We start from the raw sequence: 18687 nt of genomic DNA on the forward strand, positions 1-18687 counted from the left end.
CCGCCCCATCATGATGGACCGCCACGAGACATCATCCGGTCAGGCAACCGCCGGTCCGGCCACCGCGTCCCCGGGGGCCCCGGGCCTGCCTCCGGCGGAGTGGAACGCCACCGGCCGGGACGCCTCCCGCGCCCCGCTGGACGCGCTCTTCGCGGTGTGGGCGGCGCGCACCCCGGACGCCGCGGCGCTGGTGGCACAGGACCGCACCTGGTCCTTCGGCGAGGTCGAGGAGTGGGCGAACCGGCTGGCCCACCGGCTGATCGGGCAGGGGGTGGGGCCCGAGGGGGTGGTGGCCCTGGTGCTGCCGCGCTCGGCCGAACTGGTCGTGGCGGAACTGGCGGTGGCCAAGGCCGGGGGCGCGTTCCTCCCGGTGGACCCGGCCCATCCCGAGGAGCGCCGGGCCATGATGCTGGCCGACGCCCGGCCCGTCGCGGTCCTGGACGACCCGGCGGCCATCCGCGCGGTGACCGGCCCCGGCCATGCACCGGGCGATACGGACCGGCTGGCGCCGCTGCTGCCCGAGCACCCGGCGTATGTCATCTACACCTCGGGGTCCACCGGTGTGCCCAAGGGGGTGGTGGTGGCCCACGGCGGACTGGGCAACTTCTCGGCCGCGACCGCCGAGCACTACGCCGTCACGCCGGGCGACCGGGTGCTCCAGTTCTCCTCGCCCAGCTTCGACGCCTCGGTGCTGGAGCTGTGCTCCTCGCTGCTCGCGGGCGCGGCGCTGGTGGTCCCCCCGGAAGGGCCGCTGCTGGGGGCGGAGCTGGCCGCCGTGCTGCGGGACCACGAGGTGACACACGCGCTGGTCCCCCCGGCGGCGCTGGCGACGGTGCCCGCCGAGGAGGTGCGCCGGGGGCTGCCGTCCCTGCGCACGCTGATCGTGGGCGCCGAGGCGTGCCCGGCCGGTCTGGTGGACCTGTGGGCACCGGACCGCAGACTGGTCAACTCCTACGGTCCGACCGAGGCCACCGTCGTGGCCACCTGGACCGGTGCGCTGCGCGCGGGCTCCGGCACCCCGGCGATCGGCCGTCCGCTGCCCAACACCCGGGTGTACGTACTGGACGGGGCGATGCGGGAGGTGCCCGTCGGCACCGCCGGTGAGCTGTACATCACCGGTGCGGGGGTGGCCCGTGGCTATCTGGACCGGCCCGGGCTGACCGCGGACCGCTTCGTCGCCGCACCCTCCGGTCCGCCCGGCGCCCGGATGTACCGCACCGGCGACCTGGCGCGCTGGACGGCCGACGGTGAGCTGGAGTTCCTCGGCCGGACCGACCACCAGGTGAAGGTGCGCGGGTTCCGTATCGAGCTGGGCGAGGTGGAGGCGGCGCTCGCCCGCCACCCGGAGGTGGGGGCCGCGGTCGTCACCGTCCGGGAGGACGAGCCGGGCATGCGCCGGCTGGTCGGGTACGTGGTGCCCGCCGGCGGGGGCACCCCGCCCTCCGCCGCCGGACTGCGGGCGGCGGTGAGCCGGTCGCTGCCCGCCCATATGGTGCCGTCCGCCTATGTCGTCCTCGACGCCTTCCCGCTCACCCCGCACCGCAAGATCGACCGTGCGGCGCTGCCCGCGCCGCGCTCCGCGCCCGGCGGGGACGCCCGTCACATCGCCCCGCGCACCGCGGCCGAGGCCGCCCTGGCCCGGATCTGGGCCGAGGTGCTGCCGGTGGACACCGTGGGCGTGGAGGACGACTTCCTCGGGCTCGGCGGCGATTCGATCCTGGGCGTGCGGCTGCTGTCCCGGGTCCGGGCCGAACTGGGCGTGGACCTGAGCTTGCGGGAGCTGCTGGACGCCCGGACGGTGGCGCGGCTGGCGCGGGCGCTGCCCGCCGAACCCCCGGCCGCGGACCCGCCGATCCCGGCCGTACCGCGGGACCGCCCGCTGCCGCTGTCCGCCGCCCAGCGGCGGCTGTGGTTCCTGGACGACCTGACCTCCGGCGGCACCGAGTACAACACCGGGGCCGGGCTGCGGCTGAGCGGCCCGCTGGACGAGGAGGCGCTGTCCCGGGCGCTGGACGCGCTGGCCGCCCGCCATGACGCGCTGCGCACCACCTTCGCCACCGTGGACGGCCACGGGGTGCAGCGGGTGGCCGAGCGGAGCGCCTTACCGCTGGAGTGCACCGATCTGGCCGGGCTGCCCGCCACCGAGCGGGACGGCGCCGTCGAGCGGCTGCTCACCGACGAGTTGAACCGCCCCTACGACCTGGAACACGGGCCGCTGACCCGGGCCTCGCTGTTCCGGCTCGCCGACGAGGACCATGTCCTGCTGCTGGCCCAGCACCACATCGTCACCGACGGCTGGTCGGTCGGGGTGCTGGTGCGCGAACTGGCCGCGCTCTACGGGGCGCAGGTGGCGGGTACGGACGCCGGACTGCCGCCGCTGCCGCTCCAGTACCCGGACTACGCGGTGTGGGAGCGGGACCGTCCGGCCCCGCCGTGGCAGGAGACCGATCTGAAGTACTGGCGCAGCAAGCTGGCCGGGATGCAGATGCTGGAGCTGCCCACCGACCGGCCCCGGCCGCCGGTGCGCACCACCGCGGGCGCGGTCCACCGGCACGAGCTGCCCGCCGATCTGGTGGCGGATCTGGTCCGGCTGGGCCGGGAGCGCTCCACCACGCTGTTCACCCTGCTCGCGGCGGCCGTCTCGGTGCTGTTCGCGCGGTATTCGGGACAGCGGGACATCTCCTTCGGCACCGTCACCAACGGACGCCACCGCAGCGAACTGGAGTCCGTCGCCGGGTTCTTCGTCAACACCCTGGTGCTGCGCTCCGAGGTGGACGGGGACACCACCGTCGAGCAGTTCCTCGACACCATGCGGGAAACGGTGCTGGACGCGTTCGGCCATGACGGGCTGCCGTTCGAGCGGGTCGTGGAGGAGCTGGCCCCGCAGCGCGACCCCAGCCGCAACCCGCTGGTGCAGGCGCTGGTGGTGCAGCAGGGCGCGATGGTGCCGACCCGGGACGCCGGGGAGCTGCGGATCACCGAGCATGCGCTGCCGCGCCCCGCCGCCCGGTTCGACCTGGTGCTGGAGTTCCTGCCGCGGGAGAGCGGTTCGCTGGGGCTCACCGTGGAGTACAACTCCGATCTGTTCGACGCCGGGACGATGGAGCGGATGGCCACCCATCTGCACCGGCTGCTGACCGGGATGGCGGCGGCGCCGGAAACACCCCTGATCGAGCTCCAGATGCTCACCGACGCCGAGTGGCACACCCTGCTCGACTCCTGGAACGGCCGGGGCCGTCCGGCCCCGGACACCACCCTGCCCGAGCTGTTCGAGGCCCAGGCGGCCCGCCGTCCCTCGGCCCCCGCGGTGGCCCACGGGGACGTCCGGCTCACCTACGGCGAGGTGAACCGGCGCGCCAACCGGCTGGCCCGGCTGCTGATCGACCGCGGGATCGGTCCGGAGCGCCTGGTGGCGCTGGCGCTGCCGCGCTCCGCCGATCTGGTCGTGGTGGTGCTGGCGGTGCTCAAGGCGGGCGCGGGCTATCTGCCGGTGGACCCCGGCTATCCGGCCCAGCGGATCGCGCTGATGCTGGACGACGCGGCGCCCGCGGTGGTGCTGACCACCGGTGAGGCGGCCGGAAGTCTGCCCCCGGGCACGGAGATCCTGGTCCTGGACGACCCCGCGGTCCACGCCGACCTGGGCTCGCGCGCGGACGGCGACATCACCGACGGTGAGCGGATACGGCCGCTGGATCCGTCGCACCCGGCGTATGTCATCTACACCTCAGGATCCACCGGCAGGCCCAAGGGTGTGGTGGTAACCCACCGCAGTGTGGCGGGGCTCGCGGCGTGGGCCGAGGCGGAGCTGGGGCGGGAGCGGCTGACCGATGTGGTGGCCTCCACCTCGCTCAACTTCGATGTGTCGGTCTTCGAGATCCTCTGCCCGCTGCTGGCCGGGGGCAGCGTCGAGGTGGTCCGGGACCTGCCCGCGCTGGTCGATCCGCGGGAGCGGCCGCGTACCCCCGGGCTGATCAGCGGGGTGCCGTCGGTGTTCGCCCGGATCCTGGGCGCGGACGCGGCGGCCTGGGCGGAAGGGGCCGCCGGGACGGTGGTGCTGGCGGGAGAGGCGCTGCCCGCCCAGACCGTACGGGACGTCCGCGCGGCCCTGCCGTCCAGCCGGATCGCCAATCTGTACGGGCCGACCGAGGCCACGGTGTACGCCACCGCCTGGTTCTGCGACGGCGAGGCGCCCGAGCAGGCCCCGCCGATCGGACGTCCGGTGGCGGACACCCGCGCCTATGTCCTGGACCCCACCCTGCGGCTGGTGCCGCAGGGGGTGACCGGGGAGCTCTACCTCGGTGGCCGGGGGCTGGCGCGCGGCTACCTCAACCGGCCCGAGCTGACCGCCCGTCGCTTCGTGGCGGACCCCTTCGGCCCGCCCGGCAGCCGGATGTACCGCACCGGGGACCTGGTGCGGTGGAACGGCGACGGCCAGCTGGAATACATGGGCCGGGCCGACGACCAGGTCAAGATCCGCGGTTTCCGCATCGAGCTGGGTGAGGTCGAGACGGCGCTGATGCGCCATCCCGACGTGGCCGGGGCGGCCGCCGTGGCCAAGGAGTCCGGCGACGTCAAACGGCTGATCGCCTATGTGGTGGCCGCGCCGGGCGCCGCACCGGACCCGGCCGGGCTGCGCCGCTTCCTGCGGCGCGGGCTGCCCGACTACATGGTGCCCGCCACCGTGCTGGTGCTGGACCGGATGCCGCTCAGCCCCAACGGCAAACTGGACCGCGGCCGGTTGCCCGACCCGGACTGGAGCGCCACCGCGGCCGGCGGCTACGTGGCGCCGAGGACGGCGACCGAGCGCACCCTCGCGGGGGTGTGGGCGGCGATCCTGCGGGTCGAGCGGGTCGGCGTGGAGGACAACTTCTTCTCCCTGGGCGGCGATTCGATCCTCAGCATCCAGGTGGTGTCCCAGGCACGGCAGGCCGGGCTTCCGCTCACCTCGCGCGATGTCTACCGCCACCAGACGATCGCCGCGCTCGCGCTGCACCTGGACACCGCCGCCCCGGCCGGGCGGCCCGCCGCGGGCGCCGACCAGGAGGCCACCGGGGAACTGCCGCTGACGCCCATCCAGCAGTGGCTGTTCGAGCATGACGCCGAGCGGGCCGGACACTTCAACCAGACGGTGTCCCTGGAGCTGGCGGAGGACGTGGACGAGGAGGCGCTGCGCGGCGCCCTGGCGGAGCTGCTGGCCCACCATGACGCGCTGCGCTCCCGGTTCCCGCTGCGCGACGGCGGTCCGGACCGCGCCCAGTGGATCGACCGTGTCGGGTCCACCGAGGTACTGCGCCGCGCCACCGCGGACAGCGGCCGCCACCTCGGCGGCTTCGACCTGGCGGAGGAACCGCCGCTGCGCGCGGTGTTCGAGGCGGGCGGCGACGGGCGGCGGCCGGTGCTCCACCTCACCGTGCACCACGCGGTGGTGGACGGGGTGTCCTGGCGCGTCCTGCTGGAGGATCTGGACACCGCCTACCGCGCCCTGGCCCGGGGCGGCACGGTCCGGCTGCCCGCGAAGTCGTCGGCGCTGCGCCACTGGGCGCTGCGACTGACCCGGCACGCGGAGACCGGCGGGTTCGACGACGAGACGGCGTACTGGAACGGGGTGGTCGCCGGATGCGATCCGGCGCTGCCGACGGACCGTCAGGGCGAGAACACCTACGCCTCGGCCCGCTCGGTCACCGTCCGGCTGGGCGAGGACGAGACCGCCGCCCTGCTCCAGACCCTCCCCGAGGTGTACCGGACGCAGGTCAACGATGTGCTGCTGAGTGCGCTGGCGCGGGTGCTGACCGGGTGGACCGGCCGGTCCCGGGTGCCGGTGGACCTGGAGGGGCACGGCCGCGAGGAGCTCTTCGAGGACGTGGACCTGTCGCGTACGGTCGGCTGGTTCACCACCCGCTTCCCCGTCGCGCTGGAACTGCCCGACGGTGACTGGGGCGCGGTGCTCAAGTCCGTCAAGGAGCAGCTGCGGGCGGTGCCGCGGCGCGGTCTCGGCTACGGGGTGCGCCGCCACCGCTTGCGTCCCGACGGGTTCCCGGACGGACCGACGGCGGGGATCAGCTTCAACTACCTGGGCCAGTTCGAGCTGCCGGGCGGTGGCGACGGGCTGTTCCGGGACACCCACCGCGAACTGTCCCTGGACGCCGACCCCGGCAGCCCGCGGCCGCATCCGCTGGAGGTGGTCGGCCGGGTCGAGGGGCGGACGCTGGAGTTCACCTGGTTCTACTCGGCCGGGCTGCACCACGAGGAGACCGTGGCCGGGCTGGCCGAGGAGTTCCGCCGGGCGCTGGTGGAGATCGCCCGGCACGGCACCTCACCCGGCGCCGGCGGCCGCACCCCGTCGGACTTCCCGCTCGCCACGCTCGACCAGGCCACCGTGGACCGGCTGGCGGGCGACGGCTCCGGGGTGGAGGACATCTATCCGCTCACCCCCACCCAGGCGGGCATGCTGTTCCACCGGCTGTCCCAGGACGACCGGCGCGTCTACTTCCAGCAGTTGGCGTTCGTACTCGACGGGGTGCCGGACCCGCAGGCGCTGGCCGCGGCCTGGCAGCGGGTCACCGACCGCACCCCGGTGCTGCGCAGCCGCGCGGTGTGGGACGGGGTGGCCGAACCGCTCCAGGTGGTGGAGCGCGCGGTACGGGTGCCGGTCACCCATCTCGACTGGCGGGGGCTGGCCGGGGACGGCCGCCGGGAGGAGCTGCGGCGCTTCCTGGCCGAGGACCGGGAGCGCGGTCTCGACCCGGGCACCGCACCGCTGTCGCGGCTGGCGCTGGCCCGGCTGTCGGCCACCCAGGTCCAGCTCGTGTGGACCTTCGACCATCTGATCCTGGACGGCTGGAGCCTGTTCCAGGTGCTGTCGGACGTCTTCCACTGCCATGCGCGGGCCCGTGAGGGCGCGGCCGGGGCGGCGATGGCCGACGGACTGCCCAGCCGTCGTCCGTTCAGCGACTATGTGGCGTGGCTGCGGGAGCGCGACGGGGAGCGGGCCGAGCACCACTGGCGGTCCCGGCTCGCCGGGCTGTCGGAACCCACCGCGCTGCCGTTCGACCGGGAGCCCACCGAGACCCATCACGCGGAGTCCACCGAGGCGGTGCGGACGACCCTGTCCGCCGACACCTCACGGCGGCTGGCCGGCCTGGCGCGGGACGAGGGGCTGACGGTGAACACGCTCCTCCAGGGGGCGTGGGCGCTGCTGCTGTCCCGGCAGACCGGCCGGGCGGACGTGGTGTTCGGCACGACGGTGTCCGGCCGCCCCGCCGAACTCCCGGGCGCGCCGGATATGAACGGGCTGTTCATCGCCACCCTGCCCACCCGGGTGCGGGTGCCCTCCGGTGCCACCGTGCTGAGCTGGCTGCGCGAGCTGCAGTCGGCGCAGACCGAGGACCGGCGGTTCGACTTCGTCGGCCTGCCCCGGCTGCGGTCGTGGACCGGGCTGGCCGAGCGGGTCAACCTGTTCGACAGCATCGTGGTGTTCGAGAACTATCCGGTGGGCGGTGACCTGGCCGCAGCCCACGGTCTTGAGCTGCGGGAGCTCGACGGTGTCGAGACCACCAACTACCCGCTGAGCCTGGTGGTCTACCCGGGTGAGGAGCTGACGCTGCGGCTCGGCTACGACCCGGCGCTGTTCGACGCGGTCACCGTGGAGCGGATGGCGGAGTACCTGTCGGTGCTGCTCTCCGCCATGGCCGAGAGCCCGGACCGGGCACCTGCCCGGCTGCCGATGCTCACCCCGGAGCGGCTGCGGGTGCTCCAGGAGTGGAACGACACCGCGGTCCCGGTGACCGGGGGCACCCTGCCGCAGCTCTTCGCCGACCGGGTCCGCGAGACCCCCGGCGCCATCGCGCTGGACGGCGCGTCCGGTCCGGTGACCTACCGGGAGCTGGACCTGCGCGCCAACCGGCTGGCCCACCGGCTGACCGGACTCGGGGTGCGTCCCGAGCACCCGGTGGCGGTGCTCATGGACCGTTCTGCGGAGCTGATCGTGGCGCAGCTCGCGGTCGTGAAGGCGGGCGGGGTGTACGTCCCGCTGGATGTGCGCGCGCCCGAGGACCGGCTGCGCACGGTGCTGGCCGAGGCGTCGGCGCAGGTGCTGCTCACCGACCGCGCCTGGGAGCGCACGGCCGACGGGATCCCGCACGGCGGACGGACCGTGGTGGTGGCGCCCGGGCAGGACGGCGCGGAGGACGACGGTCCGTCGGATCCGCCGCGGGTGGCGGTCTTCCCCGACTCCGCCGCGTATCTGATGTTCACCTCCGGGTCCACCGGGCGGCCCAAGGGGGTCGCGGTGCGCCACCGCGACGTGGCCGCGCTCGCCGCCGACCGCGCCTTCGCCGGGCACGACCGGGTGCTGGTGCACTCCCCGCAGGCGTTCGACGCCTCCACCTACGAGGTGTGGGTGCCGCTGCTGCGCGGCGGCACCGCGGTCCTCGCGCCCGAGGGGGACGTGGACGCGGACACCGTGCGCCGGGCGATCGACGACCACGGGGTGAGCTGTCTGTGGCTGACCGCCGGGCTGTTCCGGCTGCTCGCGCAGGACGCGCCGGAGTGTCTGCGCGGTGCCCGGGAGGTGTGGACGGGCGGTGACGTGGTGCCCGCCGCGGCGGTGCGCCGGGTGCTGGACGCCTGCCCGGAGCTGACGGTCGTCGACGGCTACGGACCCACCGAGACCACCACCTTCGCCACCCGGCGGGCCTTCCGCGCCGGGGAGGAGCTGCCGCGCACGCTGCCCATCGGACGGCCGCTGGACAACACCCGGGTGCATGTCCTGGACACCGCGCTCCAGCCCCAGCCGCCGGGTATCCCGGGCGAGTTGTACATCGCGGGGGCCGGTCTCGCGCGCGGCTACCGCAACCGCCCGGGGGCCACGGCCGAGCGGTACGTGGCCGATCCGTTCGGTCCGCCGGGGTCCCGGATGTACCGCACCGGGGACATCGTGGCGTGGACCGACGACGGTGAACTGACCTTCGTGGGGCGGGCCGACGACCAGCTGAAGATCCGGGGCTTCCGGATCGAACCGGGCGAGATCGAGGCCGCGCTCGTCCGCCACGAGGCCGTGGCGGAGGCTGTGGTGAACCTCGCCCGGGACGGTGAACGGGCCCTGCTGGTGGCCTACGCGGTCCCGGTCCGCGGCGGTGTGCTGCCCGGCGCCGAGGAGCTGCGGGCGTTCCTGGGCGCCGCCCTGCCGGACTACATGGTGCCCGCGGTCTTCACGGCCCTGGACGAACTGCCGCTCACCGGCAACGGCAAGGTGGACCGGCGGCGGCTGCCCGCACCGGACTGGACCGCGGCGGCCGGCGCCGGATACGTGGCGCCCCGCACCGACGCCGAACGCGTGCTCGCGGAGATCTGGGCCACCCTGCTGGGCCGGGAGCGGATCGGGGTCGAGGACAACTTCTTCATGCTGGGCGGGGATTCGATCCTCAGCATCCAGGTGGCGTCCCGGGCCCGGCAGGCGGGGCTCTCGCTGACGCCCCGGGAGCTGTTCCGGCACCCCACGATCGCCTCGCTGGCGGCCGTGGCGCGCAGCGACACCCGTCCCGCGGCCGACACCGGGCCGGTCTCCGGGGAGCTTCCGCTCACCCCGATCCAGCACTGGTTCTTCGCCACCCAGACCGCCCGGCCCGACCACTTCAACCAGTCCGTGGTGGCCGAACTCACCCCGGACACCGATGTGCCGGCGCTGCGTACGGCCCTGGCCGCGCTGACCGTTCACCACGACGCGCTGCGGATGCGTTTCGAACGGCGGGCGGACGGCGGCGTACGGCAGTACTGCCCGCTCCCGGACCCGGCGGCCGAGGTACCGCTGCGCGAGGTGGACCTGTCCGGCCTGGACGTGGCGGAGCGAAAGGCCGCGCGGGACGCGGCCATGGCCGCGGCAAACGCCGGACTCGCCCTGGAGCAGGGGCCGTTGCTGGCCGCGCTGCTGCTGCGCGGCGCCCCCGGTGAGCCCCTCTCGCTCTTCCTGACCGTGCACCACCTGGTGGTGGACGGGGTCTCCTGGCGGGTGCTGCTGGAGGACCTGGACACCGCCTACCGCCGGACCGTCCGGGGGGAGCCGGTCGCCCTCGGCGCGCGGACCACCTCGCTGCGGGACTGGTCCCGGCGGCTGGCCGAGCACACCGCCGCGGGCGGCTTCGACAGCGAACTGCCCCACTGGGCGGCGGTGGCGGCGGAGTGCGCCACCGAACTCCCGGTGGACGGCGCCGGGGAGAACACGGTGGCCGCCATGGGGACGGTCACCGTGCGGCTGGACCGTGAGCTGACCACCGCGCTGCTCCAGCGGGTGCCCGGGGTCTACCGCACCCGGATCGACGACGTCCTGCTGGCGGCGCTGGGCCGGGTGCTGGCCGACTGGACCGGGCGCCGCCGGGTCGCCGTCGACCTGGAGGGCCACGGCCGGGAGGAGCACCTGCTCGACGGGGCGGACCTGTCCCGCACCGTCGGCTGGTTCACCACCATCTTCCCGGTGGCCCTGGACGTTCCGGCGGGCGGCTGGGGCGAGACGCTGAAGTCCGTCAAGGAGCAGTTGCGGGCGGTGCCCGCGCGCGGTATCGGCTACGGGGCGCTGCGCCACCTCGCCCCGGCGGACCATCCCGCGGCCGGGGTGCTCCGGGACGCCCCGGCGCCCCGGATCAGCTTCAACTACCTCGGGCAGTTCGACTGGTCGGACGCCGGGGAGGACAGCACGTCCCTGGTGCGCGGCGTACGGGGCGGGCTGGGCGGCGACGCCGCGCCTCAGTCCGCGCGCGCCCATCTGCTGGACGTGGTGGGCCGGGTGGAACAGCGGCGGCTGGAACTCACCTGGTACTACGGCACGGCCACGCACACCGAGGAGACGGTCTCCCGGCTGGCCCGGGAGACCCTCCGCGCGCTGGAGGAGATCGTCGGCCACTGCGCAGGACCCGGCGCCGGGGGGCGCACCCCGTCGGACTTCCCGCTGGCCCGGCTGGACCAGGGCGCGGTGGACCGGATCGCCGCCGACGGCCGGGAGGTGGCGGACATCTACCCGCTGACCCCGATGCAGGCGGGCATGCTCTTCCACCACCTGGTGGACCCGGCCTCGGACGCCTACGTCAACCAGGTGCAGCTCACGATGACCGGGGTGACCGACCCCGGTGCACTGGCCACCGCCTGGCAGCGGACCGCCGACGCCAACCCGATCCTGCGCACCCATCTGGTGTGGGCGGACACCCCCGAACCGCTCCAGGTCGTCCGGCGGCGGGCCGCGCTGCGGATCGTCCACCACGACTGGACCGAGCGGCCGGAGCGGTGGCGGGACGCCGAACTGGACCGGCTGCTCGCCGAGGACCGGGCCGAGGGGATCGACCTGGGGACCGCCCCGCTGATGCGGCTGGCCCTGATCCGGCTGTCCCCCGACGAGGTGCGGCTGATCTGGACCTTCCACCATGTCCTGCTGGACGGGTGGAGTGCGGCGCAGGTCTTCGACGAGATCTGCGAGCGGTACACCGAACTCACCACCGGACGCGCCGCGGTGGTCCCGTCCCGGCAGCCCTTCCGGGCCTATCTGGGCTGGCTGGCCGAACAGGACACCGCGGAGGCCGAGCGGTTCTGGCGGGAGGCGCTGGCGGGCTTCACCTCGCCCACCGGACTGCCCCGCGACCGGCCCGCGGTGGAGGCGCACCGCACGGCCTCCTCGGGCACCCACAAGGTCACCCTCGGGGCCGAGGAGTCGGCCCGGCTGCGGACCGCGGCCCAGCGCAACGGGCTGACCATGAACACGGTGGTGCAGGGGGCCTGGGCGCTGCTGCTGGCGCGCTACAGCGGCACCGACGACGTGGTGTTCGGCACCACGGTCTCCGGGCGTCCGGCGGCGCTGGCGGGTGTGGAGTCGATGGTCGGGGTGTTCATCAACACGGTGCCCACCCGGGTCCGGGTGGACGGCGGCACACCGCTGCTGGCCTGGCTGCGGGAGCTCCAGACCGCCCAGTCGGAGTCCCGCCGCTTCGACTTCGTGTCCCTGGCGCAGCTTCGGAGCTGGAGCGATGTGCCCGGCGGGAGCAACCTCTTCGACAGCATCGTGGTGTTCGAGAACTACCCCTTCGACAGCGAGGCCATCGCCGCGCACGGTCTGGGCATCCGGCAGGAACGGGATCTGGAGCCGACGAACTACGCGCTCAGTGTGGTGGTGGCGCCCGAGGAGCGGCTGTCGGTATCGCTGGACTACGACCCGGCCGCGTTCGACGCGCCGACGGTCCAGCGGCTGGGCGCCACGCTGCGCGGACTGCTGGCGGAGATGGCGGCCGATCCGGCGCGCCGGGTGGCGGAGCTGCCGCCGGCGGACGCGGAGGAGACCCGGCGGATCCTGGAGGAGTTCAGCGGACCGGTGGCCCCGGCGCCGCACGCGGTGCTGCCGGAGCTGTTCCAGGCGCGGGCGGCCCTGACGCCGGAGGCGGTGGCCGTCCGCGGGGAGGGCGGATCCCTCACCTACCGGGAGCTGAACGAGCGCGCCAACCGGCTGGCCCGGCTGCTGATCGCGCGGGGCGCGGGACCCGAGCGCTTCGTGGCGCTCTCCCTGCCGCGCACCCCGGACCTGGTGGTGGCGGTGCTGGCGGTGCTGAAGTCGGGGGCCGGATACCTCCCGGTGGATCCGGCGTACCCGGCGGAGCGCATCGCCTTCATGCTCGGGGACATCGCCCCCGACATCGTGCTCACCACCGGGGAGCAGGCGGCGCGGATCCCGGCCGGGAGCGCCGCGCTCCTCCTGCTGGACGGCCCGGAGTGCGCGCAGCGGATGGCCGCGGAGGACGCCCACGACCTCACCGACGCCGCGCGGCACCGCCCGCTGGACCCCGCCCACCCCGCCTACGTCATCCACACCTCGGGCTCGACCGGCACCCCCAAGGGCGTGGTGGTCACGCACGCCAGTGTGGCGGCCCTGGCGGCCTGGGCGGCGGCGGAGTTCGGCGCGGAGGGGCTCTCCCATGTGGTGGCCTCCACCTCGCTCAACTTCGATGTGTCGGTGTTCGAGATCCTCTGTCCGCTGCTGGCCGGGGGCTCCCTGGAGATCGTCCGCGACCTGCTCACCCTCACCGAGCGGACCGGCCCGTGGTCGGCGAGTCTGCTGAGCGCGGTGCCGTCCGCGCTGGGCCAGGTGCTCGGCAGGGGCGCGGTGTCGGTGTCCGCCGACACCGTGGTGCTGGCGGGCGAGGGGCTCGCCGCCCGCACCGTCCAGGAGGTGCGCGCGGCCATCCCGGGCTGCCGGGTGGCCAATATCTACGGGCCCACCGAGGCCACCGTCTACGCCACCGCGTGGACCTGTGACCCGGCGGACCCCGGCCGCACCCCGCCCATCGGGTCGCCGGTCGCCGCCACCCGGGCGTACGTCCTGGACGCGCGGCTGCGGCCGGTGCCGGTCGGCGTACCCGGGGAGCTGTACCTGGCCGGGGCCGGACTGGCCCGCGGCTACGCCGGACGGCCAGGGCTGACCGCGGACCGGTTCACCGCCGACCCCTTCGGCCCCGCGGGGGGCCGGATGTACCGCACCGGCGATCTGGTGCGCTGGGACACCGAAGGGCAGCTCGAGTATCTGGGCCGGACCGACGACCAGGTCAAGGTGCGGGGGTTCCGCATCGAACTGGGCGAGGTCGAGGCGGCGCTGGCGCGCCACCCGGACGTGGCGGAGGCGGCCGCGTCGGTGGTGGACACCGCGGGCCACAAGCGGCTGGCCGGCTATGTGGTCCCGGCCCCGGGCGCGTCGGTGGACCCGGCGGCGCTGCGGGCGTTCCTCGCCCGTACGCTGCCCGACCACATGGTCCCGGCGGCCATGGTCCCGCTGGAGCGGCTGCCGCTGGGGCCGAGCGGCAAACTCGACCGACGGGCACTGCCCGCGCCGGACTGGGCCGCCCCCGCGGCGGGACACGTGGCGCCGCGCACGGAGACCGAGAAGGCGCTGGCCGGGATCTGGGCCGAGGTGCTGGGGCTGGAGTCGGTCGGGGCCGAGGACAACTACTTCGCCCTCGGCGGCGATTCCATCCTCAGCATCCAGATCGTGTCCTCGGCCCGCCGTGCCGGGATCGAGCTGACACCGCGCCATCTCTTCGTCCACCAGACCGTGGCGGCGCTGGCCGCCGCCACGGAGGGCGCGGTGTCCTCCGCGGCCACCGCGGAACAGGGGCCGGTCCTCGGCGAGGTGCCGCTCACCCCCATCCAGCACTGGCTGTTCGAGAGCCTGCCGGAGAGCCCCTGGCACTTCACCCAGTCGCTCTCCGCCGAGCTGGCCGGGCCGGTGGACACCACCGCGCTCGGCGCCGCGCTGGCCGCCCTGCTGGAACACCACGACGCCCTGCGGCTGCGGTTCGAGCGCACCGGGGACGGTCCGTGGCGGCAGCACAGCGCCCCGCCCGGTGCGGAGCCGGTGCTCGAACGGATCGATCTGTCCGGCCACCGGCCCGCGCACCGGGAAGCGGCGCTGCGGGAGGCCACGGCACGGATCGAGGCCGGATTCGACCTGGCCCGGGGCCCGTTGCTGCGGGCCGCCCTGTTCACCCGGGGCGACGGGGAGCGCCCCGTCCTGCTGCTCACCGCCCACCATCTGGTGGTGGACGCCGTCTCCTGGCGCATCCTGCTGGAGGACCTGGACACCGCCTACCGGGCGCTGTCCGAGGGCCGCACACCCGGACTCGGCCCGAAGACCACCTCGTTCCGCGAGTGGTCGCTGCGGCTGCGCGACCACACCGCGGCCGGGGGCTTCGCCGCCGAGCGGGACCACTGGGCGGCGGTGGACGGCCACGGTGAACTGCCCACGGACAGCGAGGGGCCCAACACGGTGGCCTTCGAGGAGTCCGTGGCCGTCCGGCTGGACACCGGCACCACCCGTGCCCTGCTCCAGGACGTGCCCGGGGTCTATCGGACCCGGATCAACGACGTCCTGCTGTGTGCGCTGGGGCGGGTGCTGGGCCGCTGGACCGGCCGGGACCGGGTGCTGGTGAACCTGGAGGCGCACGGCCGCGAGGAGATCTTCGAAGGCGTCGACCTCTCCCGTACCGTCGGCTGGTTCACCAGCATGTTCCCGGTCGCGCTGAAGAGTTGCGGCGGGGACGGACTCGCGGAGTCGCTGAAGGCGGTCAAGGAGCGGCTGCGGGCGGTGCCGCGGGGCGGACTGGGCCACGGCGCGCTGCGCCATCTGCTGCCCGGCGGCGCGGACCTCCCGGCCGCGACACCGCGGATCAGCTTCAACTACCTGGGGCAGCTCGACTGGAAGCTGCCCGGGGCGGGCCCGGACGGCGGGCTGCTGCACTCCCTGCGGGACGGTCTGGACGGCGGGATGAGCGCGGACGCGCCCCGGACCCATCTGATCGACGTGGTCGGCCGGGTGACCGGTGGCGAACTGGAGCTGTCCTGGGCGTACTCGCGCAGTCTGCACCGGCGCGACACCGTCCTGCGGCTGGCCGAGGAGATGGCCGCGGAGCTGCGGTCGATCGTCGCGCTGTGCGCCGCTCCGGACGCGGGCGGCCGGACGCCGTCGGACTTCCCGCTGGCCGCCCTGGACCAGGAGACCGTGGACCGGCTGGCGGGTGACGGACGGGACGTGGCGGACATCTATCCGCTCACCCCGACCCAGTCCGGGCTGGTCTTCCACGGACTGGCCCAGCGGGGCCAGGGGCTCTACGTGGAGCAGGCGACCTTCGTCCTGGACGGGGTCCGGGACATGGCCGTGCTCGCCGCCGCATGGCAGCACGTGGTCGACCGCACCCCGGTGCTGCGCAGCGAGGTGGTGGTGCGCGGGGTGCCCGAACCCCTCCAGATCGTGCGGCCCGCCGCCACCGTGCCCGTTGAGGAACACGACTGGACGGCGCTGGACGAGGACGGCCGCGCCACCGCGCTGGAGCGGCTGCTCGAGGAGGACCGCGCCCGCGGGCTCGACCTCACCGCGGCGCCGCTGCTGCGGGTCGCCCTGGCCCGGCTGTCGCCCACCGAGGTGCGGGTGCTGTGGACCTTCCACCATGTGCTGCTCGACGGGTGGAGCGTCTTCCAGGTGCTGTCGGACGTGTTCGCCGCGCATGCCGCGCTGGCCGCGGGGACCCCACCCCGCCTGCCGTCCCGCAGGCCGTTCGCGGACTACGTGGCCTGGCTGGGCCGTCAGGACCGCAGCCGGGCCGAGGAGCACTGGCGGACGGCGATGGCGGGGTTCGCGGCGGCCACCGCGCTGCCGTACGACCGCAGGCCCGCGCCGCACACCCCGACCCGCTCCTCGCGCTGGCTCTCCCAGCGGCTCGCCGAGCGGCAGACCACGGCGCTCCAGGAGTTCGCCCGCCGCCACCGGCTCACCCTGAACACCGTGGTCCAGGGCGCCTGGGCGCTGCTGGTGGCGCGCTGGAGCGGTGAGCGTGACGTGTGCTTCGGGGCCACGGTCTCCGGACGGCCGACCGAACTGCCCGGCGCCGACGACATCACCGGCATCTTCATCAACACCCTGCCGGTGCGGACCGAGGTGGACGGCGACGCCCCCACCGCGGCCTGGCTGCGGACGCTCCAGACCCAGCAGGCGGAGGCGCGCGGCTTCGGTCATGTACCGCTGTCCCGGATCCAGGGCTGGAGCGGGGTGCCGGGCGGTGCCAACCTCTTCGAGAGCCTGGTGGTGTTCGAGAACTACCCCATCAACAGCTCGGCGGCGGCGGACCACGGACTCGCCGTCCGCGACCTCCACGCCCTGGAGAGCACCAACTACGCGCTGACCGTGGCGGTCTCCCCCGGTGCCGAGCTGGCGGTGGAACTCGGCTATGACCCGCGGCTGTTCGACGAGATCACCGCCGAGCGGCTGGCCGGCCAGCTCACCCAGGTGCTCGGCGCTCTCGCCGCGGCCCCCGACGAACTGCCCCTGGACCGGATCGACATCCTGCCCGCCGCCGAGCGGCGGCGGATCCTCGCCGAGGGGGACGACACCGCCCCCGAGGCGCCGCTCGCCACCCTGGCCGAACTGTTCGAGGCGGCGGTGGACCGCCATCCCGACGCGCCCGCGGTCCTCTCCCCCGGCGCCGAGCTGACCTACGCCGGGCTGGAGCGGCGGGCCAACCGGCTCGCCCATCACCTCATCGCCCGGGGGGTCGGCCCGGGCGAGATCGTGGCGCTGGTCCTGCCGCGTTCGGTGGAGATCGTGGTGGCCCAGCTCGCGGTGGCCAAGGCGGGGGGCGCCTACCTGCCCGTCGACCCCGACTACCCGGCCGGGCGGATCGACCTGATGCTCCGGGACGCCGCACCGCTGGTCACCCTGGAGGGCCCGGACGCGGTGGACGTGCCCGGCGGACCGGACCACCGGCCCGGCGAGGCGGACCGGCGCGGGCCCGTCGGCCCGGACGACGCGGCGTACGTCATCTACACCTCGGGCTCCACCGGGACCCCCAAGGGGGTGGTGGTCACCCACCGCGGGCTCGGTGGCTTCGCCGCCGCCGAGGCCGAGCACTATCACGTGCGGCCGGGCGACCGGGTGCTGCAGTTCGCCTCGCCCAGCTTCGACGCCTCCGTGCTGGAGCTGTGCATGTCGCTGCCGGCCGGGGCCACCCTGGTGGTACCGGAACCCGGTCCGCTGCTGGGCGGTTATCTGGCCCGGGTGCTGCGGGAGCGGCGGATCACCCACACCCTCATTCCGCCCGCGGCCCTGGCCACGCTGCCCCCGGGCACCGAGGAGGACCTGCCGGAGCTGCGCACGCTGATCGTGGGAGGGGACGCCTGCGGTGCGGAGCTGGCGGGCCGCTGGGCCCCGCACCACCGCATGATCAACTCCTATGGCCCCACCGAGGCCACGGTGGTGGCCACCTGGTCCGACCCGCTGGAGCCGGACGGCACCCCACCGCCGATCGGACGGCCGGTGCCGGGCACCCGGGCGCGGGTGCTCGACCGGCGGCTGCGGCCGGTGCCCCCGGGGGTCCCCGGTGAGCTGTGGATCTCCGGCCCGTCGCTGGCCCGCGGCTATCTGGGCCGTCCGGGACTGACCGCGGAACGGTTCGTGGCGGACCCCTACGGACCGCCCGGGAGCCGGATGTACCGCACCGGCGATCTGGCCCGCCAGGACTCCCGGGGCCGGATCCACCACCTGGGGCGCACCGACCACCAGCTCAAACTGCACGGTTACCGGATCGAGGCCGGGGAGGTGGAGACCGCGCTGTGCGGCCATCCGGACCTGGTGGAGGCGGTGGTGACGGTCCGGGAGGACGAGCCAGGGGTGCGCCGTCTGGTGGCCCATGTGGTCCCCGGCGACGGGGCCACCGCCCCGGACGGAGCCGAGCTGCGCGCCCTGCTGGCCCGCACCCTGCCGGACCACATGATCCCGTCGGCCTTCGCCGTCCTGGACCGGCTGCCGCTCACGGAGAACGGGAAGACCGACCGGACGGCGCTGCCCGCGCCCACCCCCGCGACCGCCCCCGCCGCCCGCTTCGTCGCCCCGAGCACCCCCACCGAGGAGGTGGTCGCGGAGATCTGGGCCGAGGTGCTGGGCGCGGTACGGGTCGGCGCGGAGGACGACTTCTTCGCCCTGGGCGGTGACTCGGTGCGCAGTCTGCTGATCGCCTCCAGAGCGAAGGAGACGTTCGGTGTCGAGCTGACCCCGCGGGACATCCTGACCGCGCGCACCGTCCGCGGCCTCGCCGATCTGGTCGAGGAGTACGTCCTGCGCGAACTCGAAGACGCCGCCGTGAGCGGCGACCACGACGAACGGTAGAGGACACAACA

1 protein-coding gene is annotated in these 18687 nt (G+C 74.8%); it reads left to right on the forward strand.

Going from position 1 to position 18687, the window contains the following annotated elements:
- Positions 1-10 precede the first annotated feature (10 nt).
- Positions 11-18676: a non-ribosomal peptide synthetase gene (locus NMK44_RS12255; RefSeq protein WP_254741610.1), complete on the forward strand. Its 18666-nt coding sequence runs from the start codon at positions 11-13 to the stop codon at positions 18674-18676.
- Positions 18677-18687 lie beyond the last annotated feature (11 nt).

The organism is Streptomyces cucumeris (assembly GCF_024295805.1).
Lineage (GTDB): Bacteria > Actinomycetota > Actinomycetes > Streptomycetales > Streptomycetaceae > Streptomyces > Streptomyces cucumeris.